Here is an 18,982-nt window from a genome sequence, read left to right on the forward strand (position 1 = left end):
ATTACCAGCTTTTAAGAGTGGCGTTGATTTCCATTTCTGTGCTTTGTTCAATTTTTAAGGGTCGGTGAGCCATGCGCGATCGCACGGTACGGATGACCCGGATACAATAGTCAAGAAATCTTCAAATCAAACTTGACCGATGACGCTTCCTTCAGAAGTCGATACCGCATCCCAGCTAAATCCAGGCGTGGAGCCGGAATCAGCGAACCGCAATCTAGAAGATGAATACCTTGATGAGCTGCCCGCTGAGATCGAGATGTCTCTATTCGACCATCTGGAGGAGTTGCGGCGGCGGATTTTCTATGCGCTGATTGCAGTTGCCTTAGGTGTTATTGGCTGCTTCCTGTTTGTCAAGCCAATTGTCCAGCTGCTGGAAGTACCGGCGCAGGGCGTCAAGTTCCTCCAGCTGGCACCCGGAGAATACTTCTTTGTCTCCATTAAAGTTGCCGGTTACAGTGGCTTGCTCGTAGCCAGCCCCTTTATCCTGTACCAGCTCATCCTGTTTGTTCTCCCAGGACTCACTCGCCGCGAACGCCGCTTAGTAGGACCCGTTGTTTTAGGGTCGGGTGTCTTGTTTGTGGGGGGACTGGCATTTGCCTATGTAGCATTAATTCCAGCCGCTCTGAATTTCTTCATCAGTTACGGGGCAGATGTCGTCGAGCAGCTGTGGTCAATTGACCGATATTTTGAATTCGTGTTGCTGCTGATGTTTAGCACCGGATTGGCATTTCAAATTCCGATCGTTCAGCTGCTACTCGGCTTTTTGGGAATTGTCTCTTCTGGGCAAATGCTATCTGGCTGGCGGTTTGTGATCCTGGGAGCAGCAATTTTGGGTGCCATCCTGACGCCTTCCACCGACCCCCTCACCCAAAGCCTCCTCGCGGGTGCCGTCTTGGGACTCTACTACAGCGGGATTGGCTTAGTTAAGCTCGTAGGGCGCTGAGATCGGCAAAATACGATGCAACCTGGACGAGTTAATTTTTGAACTGCCTCATCTTCGGCTCTCTGGAGTGCTGCTGTATTGGGAATCGCCCTGAATAGCTGCACTCGACGAACCTCAAGGGTGAAATTGCTGAGCTGAACATTTTCAATCTTGTCTTCAGAAACATTTTCCGACGAAAATACTTTACAAAGCCGAGGGCGAATTGAACCCCTTGGCTTTCCCTTATCTTGGCTGAAGCGAGCTTGCAAGAGGGTTCGTCTTACACCTTGCCCTTGGATAATTGTGGTGCTGCGGTAAATTTCCATTCAGAAATTTACCCATTCTGCAATGAGTTCGTCAACGTTGATTTGAGAAGTAGGAGCTTCCCAACCCAAAAACCCTCATACATCAAAATCTTTTAAAAAATAATTGACAAAGCACTTGACAACAGGTGTCGCTATTGCGAATCAAAAGATAGTTTAGGTATGCAGTGAATGCGACAATAGTGCCAACAGGAAGCTGTCGTTCTATTGAGTGAGAATCGCACGCACGGCTCCTAAAACTGTTCGAGCATCCACTCCGAGGCTCGCTCGCCCAGGTCTAGGGGGATGCTGACTGCTTTACCGAGTCGAGGGCGATCGCGCGTTTGTTCAATATAATGTTGTACTTGGTCAGCTCCACCCCAACCATGAAGATACTCGGCGACAGTCTCCAAGTGCGCTATGTAGTCTGCCTCCGACAGCGGAAAAGACGCCTGTTCTAAGTATTTCCACATTACCTGGAGGAAAATTTTGCCCTGAGTCCGCCTGATCTGGATATCGTATGAGCGTCCCCACTTGTCGATCAGGAGTTGGCGAAGGTCTTGTCCTGTCATAGTTTTATCGCAATTACTTTTCTTTACATTTCGTCATAAATGGAGCGCTTCTTAAATTAATGATACGGTGCAAAAGAATGTAATAATACCCTTAGCAAGGCTGTAAACCTTTCTACAAAAGGGTTTGTGGCGAACAGGCTTGCGACTTGCTTGGTATATATTTATTGGGCAAGTTTTAACAAAATCTGGGACTTAGCCCAGGGTTGTTCACATAGCTATACACTCAGACGTTACTCATGGCTCAACTTTCTAGCTCGTCAGACGTTCCCGATATGGGGCGTCGTCAATTTATGAATTTGCTCACTTTTGGGACCATTACAGGAACAGCTCTGGGGGCACTGTATCCCGTTATTAAGTATTTTGTCCCCCCTTCGAGTGGTGGAACGGGTGGTGGTCTAACTGCCAAAGATGCCATCGGCAACGATGTCATTGTGAGTGATTTTTTAGCTAATCATAATCCAGGCGATCGCACCTTGGTTCAAGGCTTCAGAGGCGACCCCACCTACATTGTCGTGACCGAGGAGAAAACCATTGACAATTACGGCTTAAACGCCGTCTGCACCCACTTGGGTTGCGTTGTTCCTTGGAATTCTGGTGAGAACAAGTTTATGTGTCCCTGCCACGGTTCCCAGTATGACAGCACCGGCAAGGTGGTACGGGGACCAGCACCGCTGTCTCTGGCACTGGTTCACGCTACCGTGGCGGAGGACAAGGTTACATTAACGCCTTGGACGGAAACCGACTTCCGTACCGGCGAAAATCCTTGGTGGACATAAGGTCATTAGTCATCGGTGCTTAGTTATCAGTCATCAGTTAGTCGTCATGGGTCATCGGTTATTTGTAACCGACCAAAAACGAAGGATGAAAAGGACAAAAAACTAAGAACGAAACCTAAGGACAAAGAACTGATAGATATTGTTTGAAATTCGACCCAGAATCCCTTCTTGAGAGATGAGAAAAGTTTCTTTATCGGCGATATCCAAAATAGGCAAACAGGCGATTTGCAAAACCGTCCTGGTTGCGATCGCCACCGTGTCAATATTCCTCGCCAGCGATCTAGCCCTTCCCCAATCAGCCAGTGCCTATCCCTTCTGGGCACAGCAAACCTATCCTGAAACCCCTCGCGAACCAACGGGGCGGATTGTGTGTGCCAACTGTCACCTCGGTGCCAAACCCACACAAATAGAAGTCCCTCAATCGGTTCTGCCAGACACCGTCTTTGAAGCTGTCGTAAAAGTTCCTTACGACACCAACACGCAGCAAGTGCAAGCGGATGGTAGCAAAGGTCCCTTGAACGTGGGTGCTGTGTTAATGTTGCCAGAAGGCTTCAAAATTGCCCCCGAAGATAGAATTCCTGAAGAAATGAAGGAAAAAATTGGGGAACTCTACTACCAACCCTACAGCGAAGACAAAGAAAATATTGTCATTGTTGGTCCCATTCCAGGCGATCAATATCAGGAAATTATCTTCCCCGTTCTGTCTCCCAATCCACAGACCGATAAGAAAGTTTTCTTCGGTAAATACGCGATTCACGTGGGTGGCAACCGGGGTCGCGGTCAGGTTTACCCCACAGGTGAAAAGAGCAACAATTCCGTCTATAGCGCTTCCGTAGCGGGTCGCATCACTTCCATTACCCAAGCTGAAGAAGGTGGCTCTGAAGTCACCATTCAACCAGCAGAAGGCAATGCAGTTGTTGATACAATTCCCGCCGGTCCAGAGCTAGTTGTCTCCGAAGGGCAGGAAGTCAAAGCTGGCGAAGCGCTGACCTCCAATCCGAACGTCGGTGGATTTGGTCAAATGGACGCCGAAATCGTTTTGCAAAGCCCCACCCGGATCAAGTGGTTGATGGCATTTATTGCTGCAATCATGTTGTGTCAAGTCTTGCTAGTCTTGAAGAAGAAGCAAGTTGAAAGAGTGCAAGCTGCTGAGATGAATTTCTAAGTTTGGCGTTGTACTGAATCATTATGAGACAGGCATTTTGCCTGTCTTTTTTTGCGCTCAAAAATAACGTACTTGCAAGCCTCCTCTACCTTTGCAACTTTATGGAGTAGGGAGGTTTCAGTCATCCCAGGCTATAGCATTGCATACCCTGTGCTTGGCTAACGCGATCAACCTAATAAAGTTTTAAGCCCAAAGCAAATTAGGATTATTTAAATACACCTTCTTGTTCATCCTCAAAGATATATTCATAGTCAAAAACTAAAGAGTTGAGATGTCGAATAATTGTAAAACCAAAATGAGTAACTAAATCCGTATTAAAAGTAGCGATAACTAGCTGTATTAACTTCCTCTCCGTAATTACAGGTTTTTGTACAAAATAATTACGTTTGTCAAAAAACCGATTATTAGGACTAGGAACGACGATTGCATTAATTCGATGAGCATGTTGAATTGGTTTTATATAAGTATTTAAAAACTCTTCTTGATTAATTTGTAGCTGGTAGAGTCTTTCATGCTGCAACCAGCTCATTTTAAACATCATTTTAATTAGTTCAAACCCCAAGATGTAGTTAAATACGTTGTTGCGTTCTTCTGAACTTAGAACCAGCCGCAGAGCTGATTCTAAGTACAATTCGGGCTGCCTACTTACATCTTGAGCTGAATGAATATAAAACTGTCTAATATAAATTCTTAAAACTGATTCATTTAAGTCTAACTTAAGGTGAAATTGTGTTAAATAGTCTTGGACTCGTTGCTGAGTATTTTTGTCTTGAAGTCTTTTGGCAACTAAGCCAGTAGCCGTATAATCATCCAGAAATTCGGCTTGCATTTCTGGAGTAGCCGCACACATTAGATGACACAATGACAGCACATAACGGCGCTGGCTCCAAGGCAAGCTTTCCGCCCATTTTTTTGCTTCTGGAGGGAGTTTATCAAGAATACTTTCTGATTCTCCAAGTTCAAACATCGCCGCTATTTGAGAGATTTGTTCAGTCATAACCAAAAAAAATATCAGTAAGTATACAAACCTAATCATCAAGAAATTCAAACAACCGAACACTTCTTAAGTTGAGTTGAGAATTAATTTTTTAAATTTATTTTTACCTGCCTATTTAGTTACTTGGAGTTCCTAAATCTCATCTCTTGTACCAGGAAGCGTTTCCTGCAATGTTTATCCTGCCAGGAAAGAGAAGTAATTCTCTGCTTTGATTACAAGGGAAAGAAGCTGAGGGGTGAGTTTTTCAGATGCAAGAGATGAGGCAATCAAACTTAAACTTATTGATGCTGACGTAGCGCTACAGAATCCAGTCCGAGCAGAGAAGTCGTACCCCTGGTTGCACGCCTTGTTGTTCATCAAAGCTGCAACGCTAGTGCGTGCTTCTTCCCCGGCGCTGGTTTGTTCTCGAAAATTCCACTGTTTCGTCATGGCTAGCAGCGATCGCAGGAGAGAAATTTAGTATCGTCTCCTTCCTAGGATTCCCAGATCAAAAGCCTGACTAACACTCAACAGACAAAAACGCACGAGATTCGTTCCCCAATCTTCGCTTTTTGAAGCAGACTGGGGCGATGAGAGCGATCGCGCACAAGCGTTAGTAGAGTCTGTCAGCCTTGTATCGAACTGGCAATTTTTTTAATTGCTTCTACGTCAACATCAAATTTTTGGGTAATTTTTTCAATGACTTGGGATTCTGCTGGTGTCACTGCGCTATCTAGTTGGGAGATTGTATGGCACTGAGCTAACAGCGGCAACGCATAGTCCCGATTGAGTTGATCTAGAAGCGTATCTAAAGGCTGTTGTTGATTGATGTTATTGGCGATCGCTTCTAGAGAAGCAGGGCTAAGTTTGGCAGCTTGTAACGACGGTAAGATATCTTCCCAAGATTTGCCTGGATGACTCGCCACGATGATATGAACCAGAATCCGATCCATAATCGCTTGTTGCGCGATCGCAGTTTCTAAATACTTCTCGCTTGCTGCCTGAGACTCTACCAGCTTTTCCGTCGATGCCTCAGAATGCAACTGTACCTCATAAAAGCGACAAGCCGCATACCCCAGCGCATAGATCATCGTCGCATTCGCGCTAGCACCGATTGCAGCACCCGCCACTGGCGTCGCTTTTAACAAACCCAAACCCGCCTTAATTGCACGAGAACCGCCCAAAGACAAACCAAAGATTCCCAGCACTTCACCCTTACGCGCGGGATCTTTCAAATCTAATCCATAAGCCGCGGCGATCTGATAAACCATCTCTGACTGCAATAGCGTCGTTGCTGCCAAATCAACCGTCAGCAACGCCAATGCTGCTCCCGGCAACAAGCTAGTCGCCAGTCCCATCCCGCCTCCATAAACCGCTTTCTCCATCATCAGACGATGAGCAATCTGATTCGGTTTTTCGTCGGGATACTTTTGCTGTAGCTTTTGAACATCAGCTTCAGCTTTTACCACATCAACTTGATTGATAATCCCCAGCAACCAATTCGTGGGTAACGCCCTCGTGACGTGCCGCAAAAATGAGTTGTCGCCCACAAAAGTCACTGCACGCCCTGCGCCTTGTGTGGTTTGTTCGATCAATTTTTGCGCTTGTTTCCCCGCCGCTTGAGCTACCCCAGTCGTCGTTGTCGCTACAGCTTTACCTGTCTGGAAGGCAGTGTTACCAACTGCCATGCCGACTCCGGCTACTGTTTTCGCCACTGCTTGCCCAGCAGTCGCAACTGAATCGAAGAACGATGGCTTCTTGACATCCGTGGATTGCGTTAAAGATTCCGCATGGTCTGTTTTTGAGACAGAAGTTGAGGAGTTTGCTTCTGTCTCTTCAGACACGATTCCCGGCTTGTCATCCATCGTTTAATTCCTATTGCCCGGTGGGTTTATCTGCGAGCATATCTCACTCAAATTCGATTCCGCCTGTATCGGGGGAAAGAAAAACCGCGAACTTTCAACCAGATTTAAGTCCCCGAAAGGGATTTAAATCTGGTTGGGCAACGCGATCGCCTTCAATCCCCCTCTATGGCAGAAGAGAGAAAGCTCAGCGCGATCGCCTTCTATCGATCTTTAGCGGGCGCGAGGCAGATTGGCAGCAGGAGACACCTGCAAAATCCGGCTATCTAGCTTGCGAACCACATCTCCTACCTGCACCGCAGGCTTTTTCCCATTGACGTACATCACCGCTGTTAACGCTCCTGTCGAATTTCGGCGAAAAGCAGCGATATCCATCCGCACAGGTTGCTGTTGTATCTTCAGAGCCAGCGTCATCCCACTAGAAGCATTCCCCAAGTTATTCAGTTCCGGCAGGGGTTTGTATTCTACAACTTCTAGTCCCTGGTATGCTTTGAGTCTCTCCCGCAGTAGGCTCAACATCTGTTGTTGCTTCTGAGGGTTCTGCATTTCTTGCAGACCCGCATCAAAATTAGCTTGTTCGGGCTGATTTGGCATATTTCCAGTGAAGCCCAAAACGATTTGGTAGTTCTCCGGATTAACGAAAGCAAAGAAGTTCTCCGGCTTCATGTTCGCTTGCGTTAGTTGTTGTCTGAGAACATCCAATTTGGAGGCAATCTCAACGGCTACATCCGGTGGGAGTTCCTGAAACCCAGCAGGCAAATCTTCTAAAGTCAGCTTTACCTCAGACGACGCTGGTTGAGTGGTCGGTGCTGGGGAGGCTGCCGGGGAGGCTTCTGAAGCTGGTGCGGATGGAGCGACTTTTGGTTCTGGGGCGGGTGTTTGGACAGGTGCTTCTTGGGCAACAATAAGGGGAGTGGCGAACGTAGATTGAAAAGAGCCACCAACGCAAAGAGCGCCGGTTAACAGGCTAAGTGTCAAAGTTACTTTTTTTAGCACAGGTTGAACTTTACGCTGATTTCAAAACAGAGCAGGCAAATCGATCGTCAATTACCAGGATAGGCGAACCACCACCGGAACTTATTGGGGATACCCGCCGAATGCTGACTCGCTTTCGCCGTAAAATCTTAAAATAAATTCAATTTTGCCCAGCCTGCTTCAATTTCATGTCCATCTAAGACCCCAGAATTACTATGCCCATCGGCTATCTTGCTCTTGTTCTCCATGCCCACCTGCCCTTCGTGCGGCATCCTGAAAGTGACTACGTTCTGGAAGAAGAGTGGCTGTTTGAAGCCATCACCGAAACCTACATTCCTCTGCTGCACGTATTTGAAGGCTTAAAGCGGGACGGCATTGACTTCAAGATCACCATGAGCATGACACCGCCTTTGGTGTCGATGCTGCGCGATCCGCTACTGCAAGAGCGCTACGATGACCACTTAGCGAAACTGGAAGAACTCGTTGAACTAGAAGTTGAGCATAATGCGAATAACGGTCATATTCGCTATCTTGCCGAACATTACGTTCATGAATTTAGCGAGATTCGTCAAACCTGGGAACGCTATGACGGCGACTTGGTAACGGCGTTTAAGCAATTTTTAGATAGTAATAACCTGGAGATCATCACCTGCGGCGCAACGCACGGCTACCTGCCGCTGATGAAGATGTATCCTCAGGCAGTCTGGGCACAAATTCAGGTCGCAGTAGAACACTACGAGCAAAACTTTGGGCGTCCTCCTAAAGGGATTTGGTTGCCGGAATGCGCCTATTATGAAGGGTTAGAGCGGATGCTCGCTGATGCGGGATTGCGCTACTTCCTGACGGATGGACATGGTATTCTCTACGCCCGTCCCCGTCCCCGCTTTGGCTCTTATGCGCCTATCTTTACAGAAACCGGAGTTGCTGCCTTTGGTCGAGATCACGAGTCTTCGCAACAGGTGTGGTCTTCGGAAGTAGGCTATCCCGGTGCGGCGGAATATCGGGAATTTTACAAAGATTTGGGCTGGGAAGCGGAATACGAATACATCAAGCCCTACATCATGCCCAACGGTCAGCGAAAGAATACGGGCATCAAATATCACAAAATTACTGGGCGCGGTTTAGGGTTGGGCGATAAGCAACTTTATGACCCTTATTGGGCGCGGGAAAAGGCTGCTGAACACGCTGCTAACTTTACCTATAACCGAGAGCGGCAAGTTGAGCATTTGCACCACATTATGCAGCGTCCGCCAATCATCGTTTCGCCTTACGATGCGGAATTGTTTGGTCACTGGTGGTACGAAGGTCCTTGGTTTATCGATTATCTGTTCCGCAAGTCTTGGTATGACCAAGGCACGTATCGGATGACGCATTTGGCTGATTATTTACAAGAGAATCCTACGCAGCAAGTCTGCCGTCCTTCTCAGTCGAGTTGGGGTTATAAAGGCTTCCACGAGTATTGGCTGAATGAAACGAACGCATGGATTTACCCGCACTTGCATAAGGCAGCAGAGCGGATGATCGAGCTGGCGCGGCGGGAACCAGCGGATGAGCTGGAGTGGAAAGCGCTCAATCAAGCGGCGCGGGAAGTGCTGCTGGCACAATCTTCTGACTGGGCGTTTATTATGCGAACCGGAACGATGGTGCCTTATGCGGTGAGAAGAACGCGATCGCACTTGATGCGCTTCCACAAACTCTACGACGAGATCAAAGATGGCAAAATCGACAGCGGTTGGTTAGAAAAAGTGGGGGAAATTGACAACATCTTCCCCGAAATCAACTATCGCGTCTATCGACCTCTTTAATTCAATTAAAAATTACCAGGGGCTGCCGACTAAGGTAAAGGCAGCCCAATAGTAGGGGTGCGATAGATTCACGTTCTGAATTCCTGCCAGTTCTGGCGGCAGGGATATCTCCCCTCTGGAACTGTGCAACTGACCATCTTGCAGACGTACCTTCCCTTGCAACATCCCTATCTGAGCTTGCCTGAGTGCCTCTGCTTTAATCGGCGCAGTTTTCAGTTGCCGATAAAACTCTGTCATCAGCGCTAAGGTTCCTTCATCGCTGACAGACCACAAACTGGCGACAGCAGACTTCGCTCCAGAGTTAACGGCTAACCCCGCAAAGCCTAATTCTGCTTGTTTATCGCCGAGAGCAGTTCTACAAGCACTCAGGACTAACAGTTCCACGGGTGGAGAGTTCCACCGTAATTGCCGCATCTTATCCAATGTTAGTTTCGCGTCCCATAACTGAACGTAGGAGTTGCTCGGGTCTCCCGGCTCGAAGAAAGCATGAGTCGCCAAGTGAATAATTTTATAAGGTTCTGAGGCGCGTTGCGATTGCAGATTCGCCAGGGTGAATTGTTGGTTTAAGAAGAATTTACCCTGCCATAGCTTTTGCGCGATCGCAGATAACTCTACTGGCACCGCAGGCAAGGGAGTTTGCTCCTTGAATTTGGACGCACCCATCGCCAGAACTTGCGAATTCTTCAGAGAGACATAGAGGGTATCCGTCAGTTTGAAGGCAGGAATACGCCCAATATTATACTTTTCCACCAGAAACTTTTGCCCATCATGGAAAGCTGCCAGCGGTATAGTCCGCAGACCAGCACCCACACAAAAGATTAGCGTGTCTATCTTATTTGTTTTTAAATCTGCCTCCAGTGGCGCAATAATCCACTGATATAACTGCTGCGCTGCTGGCAGATAGCGGGTACTATTCAGATGTCTGGGATCTACGATATTTTCTCTAAATTTTGCCGCTTCTTTGAGCAGGATTTCACTCTTCGCTTCCGGGATGCGCTTGTGAATCGGTTGATTCCCCGGAGTAATCAACACCAGTTCTAGTTGTTTTGCTCTAGGCACTACATAAATTAGAGCAGGCTTTTGACCCGTTTGAACCGCGATTTTGCCTAGAGTATCGGCGACATCCTTTGCTGTAATTGACTCGTCGGAGAAATTGAGCCGAAAGTAATCTTCATATTGTTTTTCCCACGTTTGCTCAATTTGGGGCACTATCTCCGTTAAATTTTCTCGGTCGAAAGCATTGTCTAATTTGGTGGGGGTAGCAGCTTGTGCCAGAAGAATCTTCCCTTCCGCACCAGATACGGTGGCAGTAGTATTGGGTGCTGGAATGATTGCTTGTGCCTGTACCCGTTCTGTGCTAATTCCTACCAGGTGTAGTCCTGCTAGCAACAAGCTAACACTACTCACGATTGATTTCATAGCGGCCTCGCTAATTTTGAGATGACTGGAAGATTAAGCTTAAGCGATGCACTTCACGGGTGGATATAGATAGTGTTAGCGCATATTTTTTCGAGTAACAGCAAAGACAGCCAAAGTTCTACTATTTGGGAGCATTTCAATTGTAAAAATTTACATAGAAGGGGTTCTATCCTCTCTTTAAGCATCGGAAATAGGATTTCTCCCTTCCCTTCTCTCTCTATTCCCTCGTTTTCCGGAGAGAAGATAAGAAATATAGCAACATCTGAGTTGCGTAGATGCCACTCTCCGGGACACGGCAATACCGTATCCCTAGCTCATTCCAGGCTAAGTTTGAAAAAAACTGGTAAATTCTTAATCTATCGCCGAACAATTTGGTGCAATTGTTCCACTTCATCTAAGATTTTATCCATTCCGGCTTCGGCAATGCCTTTAACGTAGTTAATTTTGATTTCTTCTAACATATCTACCAGTAAAGATTCGATTTCCTTAAAGTTGTCTTTTTTCTGTAATTCCACCTCTAAAGCTTTTCCAAAGTTATCAATTAACCGAGTCGTTAATTCTGTCCCGACTGGATCTTCAACTGCTTTCAGGGCGTTGCTGTAAGCAGTTTGAGATAAATTTTTAGCGAGATTTTCACTAATCTGGCTAGGTAAACGGCTCAAACCCGGAATATTTTGGAATTGCTGAAAAACCGGAAATTGATTGAGACTACTTTCTAGACTGTGATGTACTAAAGCTTCTAAATCAGGCTGAATTTTGGGGAGAACATTATGGACACTGAGGTTAATCAGGCGGGTTGCGATCGCTTGCACCTCATTAGTGTTATTGATATTAATATAGGGGCGGCTATTCCCCGGATGAAACAGCCTGCGTGCGAGATCGCCGCGTTGAATCGCTCCTTGCATTTGGTTAATTACCTGTATCCCCATAATTTCAGTCAATTCTTCAGCGAAGTTAGCTACAAAATCATGGTTAATTTGCTGCCGTACAGGCTCAAAATTTAGTAATTCAGATTGATAGAGGCGAACCATTACCGGAATGACTCGCAGCCACCGCCACAAGGGTAGCAGCAAAAACAGGTCATACCATCGCCGCAGCATTCCCTGTAGCCAGCTAAAGTTAGGATATTGGCGTCTGATATAGAAAGTGCGAACCAAAAATTCTAGAGCGAATAAAATTGTAAACGGTAAGTCAAGCAACCAAAATTCATCAAAAAATTTTCCATTGATTCCCAAACTGCGATAGTAGTTAGTCTGAATCAAAGGGCGAGTTTCTGTATTAAAGAAGTTGAGTTCTTGCTGCCAACCGGCTTGGGAAAGATAAGCTTGACTCCAAAATTCATTAAAGGCTTGATGGGCAGATTCTTTCCCCACGCGATCGCGCACTTGATTCTTAATTTTTTCTAAAGCACCGCTTTTCTTCGCCAGCGCAAATGGATTATCCTCAATCATTTCATTACTGCGGCTACGCAAGTCCTGTAGCAAGCTTTCTACCTCTGCTGACTCTAGCCCAGTCTGCATCACTTGCTGTTCCAGTTCGTTCACCCGATTGAGATAAGCCTGTGTTTCTCGATGCGGTTCAATTCCTTTAATTGGATCGTACACCTGAATCAGACTGGGAATTTCCCGAAGGTAGAAATCACGCCAGGGTATATAACTGAGGTCAAACAACACTAAAACAAAGTTGATCGTGGCAATGATTGCCATCAATCTCTCAAACCAGCGGTGGCGGCGGACTGGAGGCTTTCTAATCGCGAGTGTTGATTGCATAAGTCTGTACAGTGAGTCTATTCCTTAAAAAAGTATGGAATTCTCTCGAAAAACTCGCAATCTATACTAAGAAAGTTGACGAATTGGTAATACTTTGGCTGCCATCAGGCAAGATGAATCCGGTTCATCGGGCTTTATTATACTTAAAATTCCTCATAAATCCGGGATGATTGGGGGGTTAGGGGAAACCTCCAGCATCGTGTTAAAAAAGAGTATTGTTATGATTCAGCGATAGTGTACGGAAGGGCTGTTCGCATGAAACGGTATGCCACAATGATTCTGTTTTTGGTTATTCCAGTTTTCGACACAGCCAAATTCAGCGTCTAAGACGAGGCGGAAGTGACACTCATCACAAACCTGGACAAACGTTGTCACATTTGGGCAATCCTTTCATCACAAATCTCCATTAATCAATCGCTAATATTGAAGACATCCGCGATTTTTCAGCCAGTTATAAGTGAGGGGAAGGCTATGAAAATTATCTTAACAATTCGGTGGTTAGTTCAAATAATTGTTTTGCAATTTATTACTTTGTGCGTGGCATCCATACTGCTGCTTTGGTTTGCCAGATCCGGCTGGTAATCAGTATCCTGCTATAACTCTGTCAGCGAGTCTAGAATGGGCTTAGTAACGATTTCCTTTTGCCAAATATGGGCACCACTCTAGGCACACTTTTAGTTTTCTTTTTCGTTCTAGCAGCTTCTGGACTTAAACTAGATCGAGAATACGAACGCGGCGTCATCTTTCGACTGGGTCGAACAAAGGGCGTTATGGGGCCGGGGATGTATTGGATTATTCCCTGGATCGATCAAAAAATGCAGATCGATGTCCGTACCAAAACGGTGAATATTGAACCCCAAGAAACTGTTACGGCGGACAGCGTGACGATTAAAGTGAATGCTGTTCTTTATTACCGAATTCTTGACCCGTCAAAGGCGATCAATCGGGTTGAAGATTACAATATGGCGGTTTACCAAATCGCTTTGACGACTTTACGGAATGTGGTAGGTCAAAATATCCTGGATGATGTCTTACAAAGCCGCGATAAGATTAACACCAAAGTCCAAGAAATAGTCGATGAAATCACAGAACCTTGGGGGATTGTGATTGAACGGGTGGAAATGAAAGACGTGGAAATTCCCCTAGCGATGCAACGGGCAATGGCAAAAGAAGCGGAAGCTATTCGAGAAAAACGAGCCAGGCTCATTAAAGCGGCGGCGGAACAGGAAGCTTCAATTAAGCTAGCAGAAGCTTCGCAAATGATTATGAAGAACCCCGCTGTATTGGAGCTGCGACGTCTACAAATGCTGACAGAAATTGGGGCAGAAAATAATACGACGACAGTGATTATGATGCCGTCCGATATCATTCAAGCAGCAAAGAATTTGACCACTGGAATCTCGAATGGCAATCAAGCCGAGGTACGTCCTTTTCAACCAGAGGTCATTTTTACCGAGAAGCCAGTTCCGGATGACGCCCTCTAAGCCCTGTCATTAGCTGCAAAGCAAAGGTCTTAACGGGACGAATTCGCCGCAGCATCCATAAACCTAAGCGGCGAATTGCCACGACTGGCAACCAATTATTAGAAAACATCCGATCGAGGAAATCGGTAAAACCTAAAATGGTCAGGTTTTCTTGTTTACGCCAGTGTTCGTAACGTTTAAGTACCTGTATATCCCCGATATCTTCCCCTAAATTATGGGCAGATTTTAAAACTTGAGCGATCGCTGCTGCATCCCGAATCCCCAAATTCATGCCTTGTCCCGCTACCGGATGGCAACAATGGGCAGCATCGCCAATCAGGGCGAGTCGGGGAAGCGTGTAGCGATCGCTTTGCATCAATTGCACCGGGAAAACATAGCGATCGCCTTCTAGTTCTAGACGCCCCAACAGTCCAGCAGTGCGTCGTTCCAGTTCCGCCAAAAACTCTTTTTCGTCAATTTCCTTCAAAGCTTTCGCTTCTGTATGCGGGGCAGTCCAAACAACTTGGCAGCGGTTCCCCGGTAGCGGTAGAACCCCCATCGGGCCACTCGGCCAAAAGCGTTCGTAGGCGATATTCTGGTGGGGTTTTTCTGGTTTAATCGTTGCCACCACACAGGATTGCCAGTAATGCCATCCTTGGGTGCGGATACCAGCGGCTTCGCGGATGGGCGATCGCGCCCCATCTGCTGCTACCAGCAAGCGCGTTCTGATTTTGGATGTTTGCTTCCCCTCATCGCCCCCACTTTTTAAGGGGGGATTGGGGGGGATCTCCGAGGTTTGGGAAGGTTGAATTTTTGAGTGGGGAACTTCCCCTGTGACAGCAATTTCGATCTCTACCGCGTCAGCTTGATAGTCTGCACTTACCACTTCCGCCGGACACAACCAAGACACATTCGGGCAATCTCTCAAGCTATCCTGCAAAGCCGTCAGCAGCACCCGATGTTCCGCCCCATACCCTAGCCTTTCTGTCCCTAAATCTTGGGGAGAAAATTGCACGATGCCAGGATAATCGGCGTCAGATAAGCGAATTTGTTGAAATGCATTGATTTGAGGCAGTATTTTATCCCAAACCCCCATACCCTCGAAAATGCGCCCCGACATGAGGGAGATGGCATAAGCGCGTCCGATGGCAACAGCAGCAGACTGGGGCGATCGCTCAATTAACGCTACCCGCAGCCCAGAATCTTTTAAGGCACAAGCGAGAGTTGCCCCAATAATTCCACCGCCCACAATCGCTAAGTCGTAGTCAAAGCCTTGCTGGGCTGCCGATGTCTGCGGCGACGAAATTGTTTGAACGGTCTGTTCCAGCGCCATTGTTAACAAAATTAGTCAAAACAATAAGAATATTTACTATTGTGACGCGAACAGATGGAGCAATCAAGTTGAGAAGCGCGATGTCTAGTAAACAACCGAATCCCCAGCCTCTTTCCTTGCCCTTGGTGGCTGGGGATTCGGTTTTTGGACGCCAACAAGTATTGGGTTAGGGAGAGGACAACACACCGATGCTCTGGATGCAGTTTGGTAGAATAAAAAATTACCCCACTAATTGCAAAGCAATTAATGGGGGATGCATAATGAGGAAGCTTGCTAAAGGTTAGGCAGATGAAGAAGCTTCCTCTTTCTTATTAGCGGTCTCTAGAAGAGGTGTTTTGAAAATCGGTGCAATGTTTAAGACTGATTTCATACTCTCAAAGGGCACAACTTCAGACTACTTAGCACCCATTTCGATTACAGCACTGCGGGTGAAATTAATCCGCTCTTCAAAGTCCAGTTGTTTGATTTGAGCAACAAAATCGTTGGTTTCTTCGGGCAGTTGATAGTCAGAAGGCACCGTAATGATTTCACCTTTGTCCATGCCTTGTGCTAACCGGAGCCACACATCCAGCTTAGAGCTAGAACTTACAGCTTTATAGGCACGGCTAATATCAGTATCGGCTCGTGAAGCGATGTCGCGTTGCGCCTGTAGCTGTTCTTCCTTGGGCATTGCCAGGATTGCATGGTATAAGGCGGCAGCTTCTTCTTGGGCAGAAGTGGCATTTGCTGGTGTCAGTTGGTCTTTGATGTCGAGGTAGCCGAACCACAGGATGGCAAGCTGAGTATCTACATCAAAGCCCTGAAACTTTTGTAAGGCTTGTTTGCTGGTGTCGTTGGTAGTAAATGTCATTTATGAATCTCCGATTGTTTTGCTTTAATGACAGCTCAGGGAACTGAGCCGCTGAAACAAGTTCGTTTTGCCTCAATATTAAGATTTAATAAGCTGGCGACCGGAGATTAACCTCGCTTAAGACAGAGATAGCGATCGCGCCTGAAGACGGATGTAGAGACACGCGATCGCTCTTAAGGCAGGGAAAACAGAATTCCCATCAATTAGCCATTCACTAAACTCAGAGACATCAGCTCATCCGCCATCTCGAAGTTAGCGGTAACGTTTTGCACATCATCGAGTCCTTCTAGGGTGTCAATCAATTTGAGGAGCGATCGCGCCTGCTGTGAATCGCCAACTTCCACCGTATTGTTAGGAATCCAGCGCAGTTCCACCTCGGTGACTTTAAAGCCTTTCTCCTTTAAGGTTCGCTCTAGGTTCTCCAAATTTGCCACAGAGGTAAACACGTCGGCTCCCTCCGTATCCTCCTCCTGTGTCAGTTCGTAGGACTCAGCACCCCCTTCCAGGGACGACTCCAATAGCTCCTCTTCGTCAACCACTCCTTGCAGGATACAGACACCTTTCTGCTCAAACATCCACGAGACGCAGCCGGTTTCACCGAGATTACCGCCATTTTTGCTAAAAGCCGCTCTCAAATCAGCGGCAGTACGATTGCGATTATCGGTGAGCGCTTCCACCAAAATCGCCACGCCGCCGGAACCATAACCTTCGTAGCGAATTTCTTCTAGCTGAGCGCCATCCGCTCCCCAAGTCCCCGCACCTTTTGCGATCGCTCGTTCAATATTCTCATTCGGAATCCCAGCCGCCTTCGCCTTATCAATCGCCGTGCGGAGTTGAAAATTACCTGCTGGGTCTGGTATACCACTGCGAGCTGCCACAATAATCGCGCGAGCTAGCTGGGTGAAGGTTTTGCCCTTCACTGCATCCACTCTCGCCTTCTGACGCTTAATATTTGCCCACTTACTATGTCCAGCCATAGACTGAAATTATTTATACGATCGTCCAAACATAGGATAAACAAAAATCAACCGTACTTCATACCAAGCCTATCCGCTTAGGAGGATGTCTGAAAAGTCATAATCGAGATGCTTAAACGGTAGAGATCCCCCTAAATCTCCCGATAAATTGGGGGCCTTTGAGAAACTTATCCCTTCTTTTTAAGGGGGACTGGGAGGATAAAATCAACTTTTGACACTTCTCAGACATCCTCTTAATCTTGTTTCTATACCCTGCGTAGCCAATAGCTGAAGCTTTACTTTAAGTTAATAAAGCAGATGTTTTAGCTTATGCAAGAAAATTATAAGTGTAAAAAATATTTGCAAAAACCAATTGTTTTTAAGCAAAAAGATGGCTTTTAGTCGCTGATGGTGAGTATTTTAAAGCTGTTTCGGTTCAAAATTGGGCATTCAATTATGTCAGTTGGATTTAACGGGTCTAGTAATTTTTTCCAAAACCTGTGGAGTTTTTTGAGCCGGGGGTTGCTATTAAGCATTGTTCTGTTAGGATTGGCAGGATGTCAGCTACAGTCGGGGCGTTCGGAAGCCGCGGATGTCATCCGACTGACGTTGTGGCAAGGGGTGAATCCGCCGCCGAATCGGGATGTGTTGCAGTCGCTGGTGGACAAGTTCAATCAGGCGCATCCGAAGATTCAGGTGGAATCCCTTTATGTGGGACAAGCGGATCAGCAGTTACCGAAGATTTTGGCAGCGGTAGTGGGAAATGCGCCGCCGGATCTGTTGTGGTTTAACGCAACGCTGACGGGTCAGTTAGTAGAATTGGATGCGATCGCGCCTATGGAAAATTGGCTGGCGCAATCCCCCGTCCGCGACGAAATTGACCCCGCGTTGTTTGAATCAATGCAGTACGCGGGTCATACTTGGTCGGTGCCGTTTGGGACGAATAATGTCGGAGTTTTTTATCGTCCCAGTTTGTTTAAGGCAGCGGGAATCACCGAGTTGCCCAAAACTTGGGACGAATTGCGGCAAGTTGCTCGTACTTTAACCCGCGATACAAATAGCGACAAGCGCATCGACCAACACGGGATGTTTTTGCCCTTAGGAAAGGGAGAATTTGCAGTATTCCTTTGGTTGCCATTTATGTGGAGTGGCGGCGGTGAGTTGGGAAATGCTCAAGGGCAAGAAGCTTCTGCGATCGCTTTAGCCAACAATCAAGGCGCGATCGCTGCCCTTCAATTCTGGCGCAATTTAATTGAAGACGGCTCAACCATTCTGTCTCTACCAGAACGAGGCTATGAAACCGATAACTTCCTTGCCGGAAAGGTCGCAATGCAACTGACTGGCCCTTGGACGCTGGGGCAACTGAAAGCCACTGGCGTTGATTTTGGCGTTTTCCCCATCCCAGCACAAAAAGAACAAGCTACGGCGACGGGGGGCGAGAATCTGTTTATTTTAAAAACAACCCCAGACCGAGAAAAAGCGGCATGGACGTTTGCTGAATATGTTGCGGGAGAGGAATTTCAGACCGAATGGGCACTCGGTACCGGCTACCTACCCGTAAATCTGAAGGCGCGGCAAAGTGCCAAATATCAAGCCTTTGTCGCGGAACAACCGGCAGTGAAAGTGTTTTTAGAGCAAGCAAAGGTTGGGCGATCGCGTCCTATCTTCACGGGTTATAATCGGGTTTCCGAAAATGTCGGCAGAGCGCTGGAATCTGTCTTGCTGGGCAAAAGCTCGCCCCAGGAAGCACTCAAAAACGCCCAGCAGCGGCTAGATTTGATTTTTAAGTAATTTAAACGCTTTCGGTACAGCAAATTTGTCAAGACGCCAAAGTATC

17 protein-coding genes are annotated in these 18,982 nt (G+C 46.9%); 7 read left to right on the forward strand and 10 right to left on the reverse strand.

The genetic code is table 11. The features are described from left to right. Positions 1-139: 139 nt before the first annotated feature. Entirely contained in the window at positions 140-943 is an 804-nt protein-coding gene (tatC, locus tag NDA03_RS04825) for a twin-arginine translocase subunit TatC (RefSeq protein ID WP_190536463.1), read from the forward strand. Here the strand turns inward: tatC and NDA03_RS04830 are convergent. Both NDA03_RS04830 and NDA03_RS04835 read right to left on the reverse strand, forming a co-directional pair. Then, positions 904-1,248, reverse strand: a complete 345-nt coding sequence (locus NDA03_RS04830) for a hypothetical protein (RefSeq protein WP_190536464.1) — start codon at positions 1,246-1,248, stop codon at positions 904-906. The two genes, tatC and NDA03_RS04830, sit on opposite strands and share 40 nt — an antisense overlap. A 230-nt stretch (positions 1,249-1,478) precedes the next feature. After that, entirely contained in the window at positions 1,479-1,796 is a 318-nt protein-coding gene (locus NDA03_RS04835; protein WP_190536465.1) for a DUF3067 family protein, read from the reverse strand. Positions 1,797-2,032: 236 nt separating this feature from the next. Here NDA03_RS04835 and petC point away from each other — a divergent pair, with 236 nt between their 5' ends. Then, positions 2,033-2,572, forward strand: a complete 540-nt coding sequence (gene petC / locus NDA03_RS04840; RefSeq protein WP_190412182.1) for a cytochrome b6-f complex iron-sulfur subunit — start codon at positions 2,033-2,035, stop codon at positions 2,570-2,572. 175 nt (positions 2,573-2,747) lie between these two features. Next, entirely contained in the window at positions 2,748-3,737 is a 990-nt protein-coding gene (gene petA, locus NDA03_RS04845; RefSeq protein ID WP_190536466.1) for a cytochrome f, read from the forward strand. A 205-nt stretch (positions 3,738-3,942) separates the two neighbouring features. Here petA and NDA03_RS04850 read toward each other — a convergent pair whose 3' ends face one another. Further along, positions 3,943-4,734 (reverse strand): cobyrinic acid a,c-diamide synthase, encoded by a 792-nt coding sequence (locus NDA03_RS04850; RefSeq protein ID WP_190412180.1) that lies wholly within the window; start codon positions 4,732-4,734, stop codon positions 3,943-3,945. Between the two features lie 235 nt (positions 4,735-4,969). On the opposite strand from NDA03_RS04850, the gene NDA03_RS04855 reads away from it, so the two are divergent. Then, positions 4,970-5,194: a hypothetical protein gene (locus NDA03_RS04855; protein ID WP_190412179.1), complete on the forward strand. Its 225-nt coding sequence runs from the start codon at positions 4,970-4,972 to the stop codon at positions 5,192-5,194. 145 nt (positions 5,195-5,339) lie between these two features. On the opposite strand, the gene NDA03_RS04860 is transcribed toward NDA03_RS04855, so the two are convergent. Next, a complete protein-coding gene (locus NDA03_RS04860) occupies positions 5,340-6,578 on the reverse strand; it encodes an EcsC family protein (RefSeq protein ID WP_199300645.1) in 1,239 nt (412 codons plus the stop codon). A 210-nt stretch (positions 6,579-6,788) separates the two neighbouring features. Then, a complete protein-coding gene (locus NDA03_RS04865; protein WP_190436095.1) occupies positions 6,789-7,571 on the reverse strand; it encodes a hypothetical protein in 783 nt (260 codons plus the stop codon). Between the two features lie 194 nt (positions 7,572-7,765). Here NDA03_RS04865 and NDA03_RS04870 point away from each other — a divergent pair, with 194 nt between their 5' ends. After that, positions 7,766-9,355, forward strand: coding sequence for a glycoside hydrolase family 57 protein (locus NDA03_RS04870; RefSeq protein WP_348237444.1), 1,590 nt, complete (start codon positions 7,766-7,768; stop codon positions 9,353-9,355). A 12-nt stretch (positions 9,356-9,367) separates the two neighbouring features. On the opposite strand, the gene NDA03_RS04875 is transcribed toward NDA03_RS04870, so the two are convergent. Both NDA03_RS04875 and NDA03_RS04880 read right to left on the reverse strand, forming a co-directional pair. Then, positions 9,368-10,774 carry a CHAT domain-containing protein gene (locus tag NDA03_RS04875; RefSeq protein WP_348237445.1) on the reverse strand — a complete coding sequence of 469 codons (1,407 nt, stop codon included), beginning with the start codon at positions 10,772-10,774 and terminating at the stop codon, positions 9,368-9,370. A 356-nt stretch (positions 10,775-11,130) separates the two neighbouring features. After that, on the reverse strand, positions 11,131-12,543 hold the full coding sequence (locus NDA03_RS04880) for a hypothetical protein (protein ID WP_348237446.1): 1,413 nt from the start codon (positions 12,541-12,543) through the stop codon (positions 11,131-11,133). A 650-nt stretch (positions 12,544-13,193) separates the two neighbouring features. On the opposite strand from NDA03_RS04880, the gene NDA03_RS04885 reads away from it, so the two are divergent. Next, positions 13,194-14,027: a slipin family protein gene (locus NDA03_RS04885; protein WP_190429825.1), complete on the forward strand. Its 834-nt coding sequence runs from the start codon at positions 13,194-13,196 to the stop codon at positions 14,025-14,027. Here NDA03_RS04885 and NDA03_RS04890 read toward each other — a convergent pair. From NDA03_RS04890 to NDA03_RS04900, 3 genes are all read right to left on the reverse strand, one after another. Next, a complete protein-coding gene (locus NDA03_RS04890; protein ID WP_348237447.1) occupies positions 13,993-15,339 on the reverse strand; it encodes an FAD-dependent hydroxylase in 1,347 nt (448 codons plus the stop codon). The genes NDA03_RS04885 and NDA03_RS04890 overlap by 35 nt on opposite strands. A 394-nt stretch (positions 15,340-15,733) precedes the next feature. Next, positions 15,734-16,189, reverse strand: coding sequence for an orange carotenoid protein N-terminal domain-containing protein (locus tag NDA03_RS04895; RefSeq protein WP_190412172.1), 456 nt, complete (start codon positions 16,187-16,189; stop codon positions 15,734-15,736). Between the two features lie 203 nt (positions 16,190-16,392). Next, a complete protein-coding gene (locus tag NDA03_RS04900; protein WP_190412171.1) occupies positions 16,393-17,166 on the reverse strand; it encodes a YebC/PmpR family DNA-binding transcriptional regulator in 774 nt (257 codons plus the stop codon). A 435-nt stretch (positions 17,167-17,601) separates the two neighbouring features. Between NDA03_RS04900 and NDA03_RS04905 the strand changes: the two genes are divergently transcribed. Continuing rightward, a complete protein-coding gene (locus tag NDA03_RS04905) occupies positions 17,602-18,936 on the forward strand; it encodes an ABC transporter substrate-binding protein (protein ID WP_348237448.1) in 1,335 nt (444 codons plus the stop codon). The last annotated feature ends 46 nt before the right edge of the window (positions 18,937-18,982 follow it).

The sequence above is a fragment of the Trichocoleus sp. Lan genome, assembly GCF_039961855.1.
GTDB lineage: Bacteria > Cyanobacteriota > Cyanobacteriia > Cyanobacteriales > FACHB-T130 > FACHB-T130.

Excerpts from the sequence above, each read along its gene's own strand:
- tatC (WP_190536463.1), top strand. The coding sequence starts at position 140 with ATGACGCTTCCTTCAGAAGTCGATACCGCATCCCAGCTAAATCCAGGC.
- NDA03_RS04830 (WP_190536464.1), bottom strand. The coding sequence starts at position 1,248 with ATGGAAATTTACCGCAGCACCACAATTATCCAAGGGCAAGGTGTAAGA.
- NDA03_RS04835 (WP_190536465.1), bottom strand. The coding sequence starts at position 1,796 with ATGACAGGACAAGACCTTCGCCAACTCCTGATCGACAAGTGGGGACGC.
- petC (WP_190412182.1), top strand. The coding sequence starts at position 2,033 with ATGGCTCAACTTTCTAGCTCGTCAGACGTTCCCGATATGGGGCGTCGT.
- petA (WP_190536466.1), top strand. The coding sequence starts at position 2,748 with ATGAGAAAAGTTTCTTTATCGGCGATATCCAAAATAGGCAAACAGGCG.
- NDA03_RS04850 (WP_190412180.1), bottom strand. The coding sequence starts at position 4,734 with ATGACTGAACAAATCTCTCAAATAGCGGCGATGTTTGAACTTGGAGAA.
- NDA03_RS04860 (WP_199300645.1), bottom strand. The coding sequence starts at position 6,578 with ATGGATGACAAGCCGGGAATCGTGTCTGAAGAGACAGAAGCAAACTCC.
- NDA03_RS04870 (WP_348237444.1), top strand. The coding sequence starts at position 7,766 with ATGCCCATCGGCTATCTTGCTCTTGTTCTCCATGCCCACCTGCCCTTC.
- NDA03_RS04875 (WP_348237445.1), bottom strand. The coding sequence starts at position 10,774 with ATGAAATCAATCGTGAGTAGTGTTAGCTTGTTGCTAGCAGGACTACAC.
- NDA03_RS04880 (WP_348237446.1), bottom strand. The coding sequence starts at position 12,543 with ATGCAATCAACACTCGCGATTAGAAAGCCTCCAGTCCGCCGCCACCGC.
- NDA03_RS04885 (WP_190429825.1), top strand. The coding sequence starts at position 13,194 with ATGGGCACCACTCTAGGCACACTTTTAGTTTTCTTTTTCGTTCTAGCA.
- NDA03_RS04890 (WP_348237447.1), bottom strand. The coding sequence starts at position 15,339 with ATGGCGCTGGAACAGACCGTTCAAACAATTTCGTCGCCGCAGACATCG.
- NDA03_RS04895 (WP_190412172.1), bottom strand. The coding sequence starts at position 16,189 with ATGACATTTACTACCAACGACACCAGCAAACAAGCCTTACAAAAGTTT.
- NDA03_RS04900 (WP_190412171.1), bottom strand. The coding sequence starts at position 17,166 with ATGGCTGGACATAGTAAGTGGGCAAATATTAAGCGTCAGAAGGCGAGA.
- NDA03_RS04905 (WP_348237448.1), top strand. The coding sequence starts at position 17,602 with ATGTCAGTTGGATTTAACGGGTCTAGTAATTTTTTCCAAAACCTGTGG.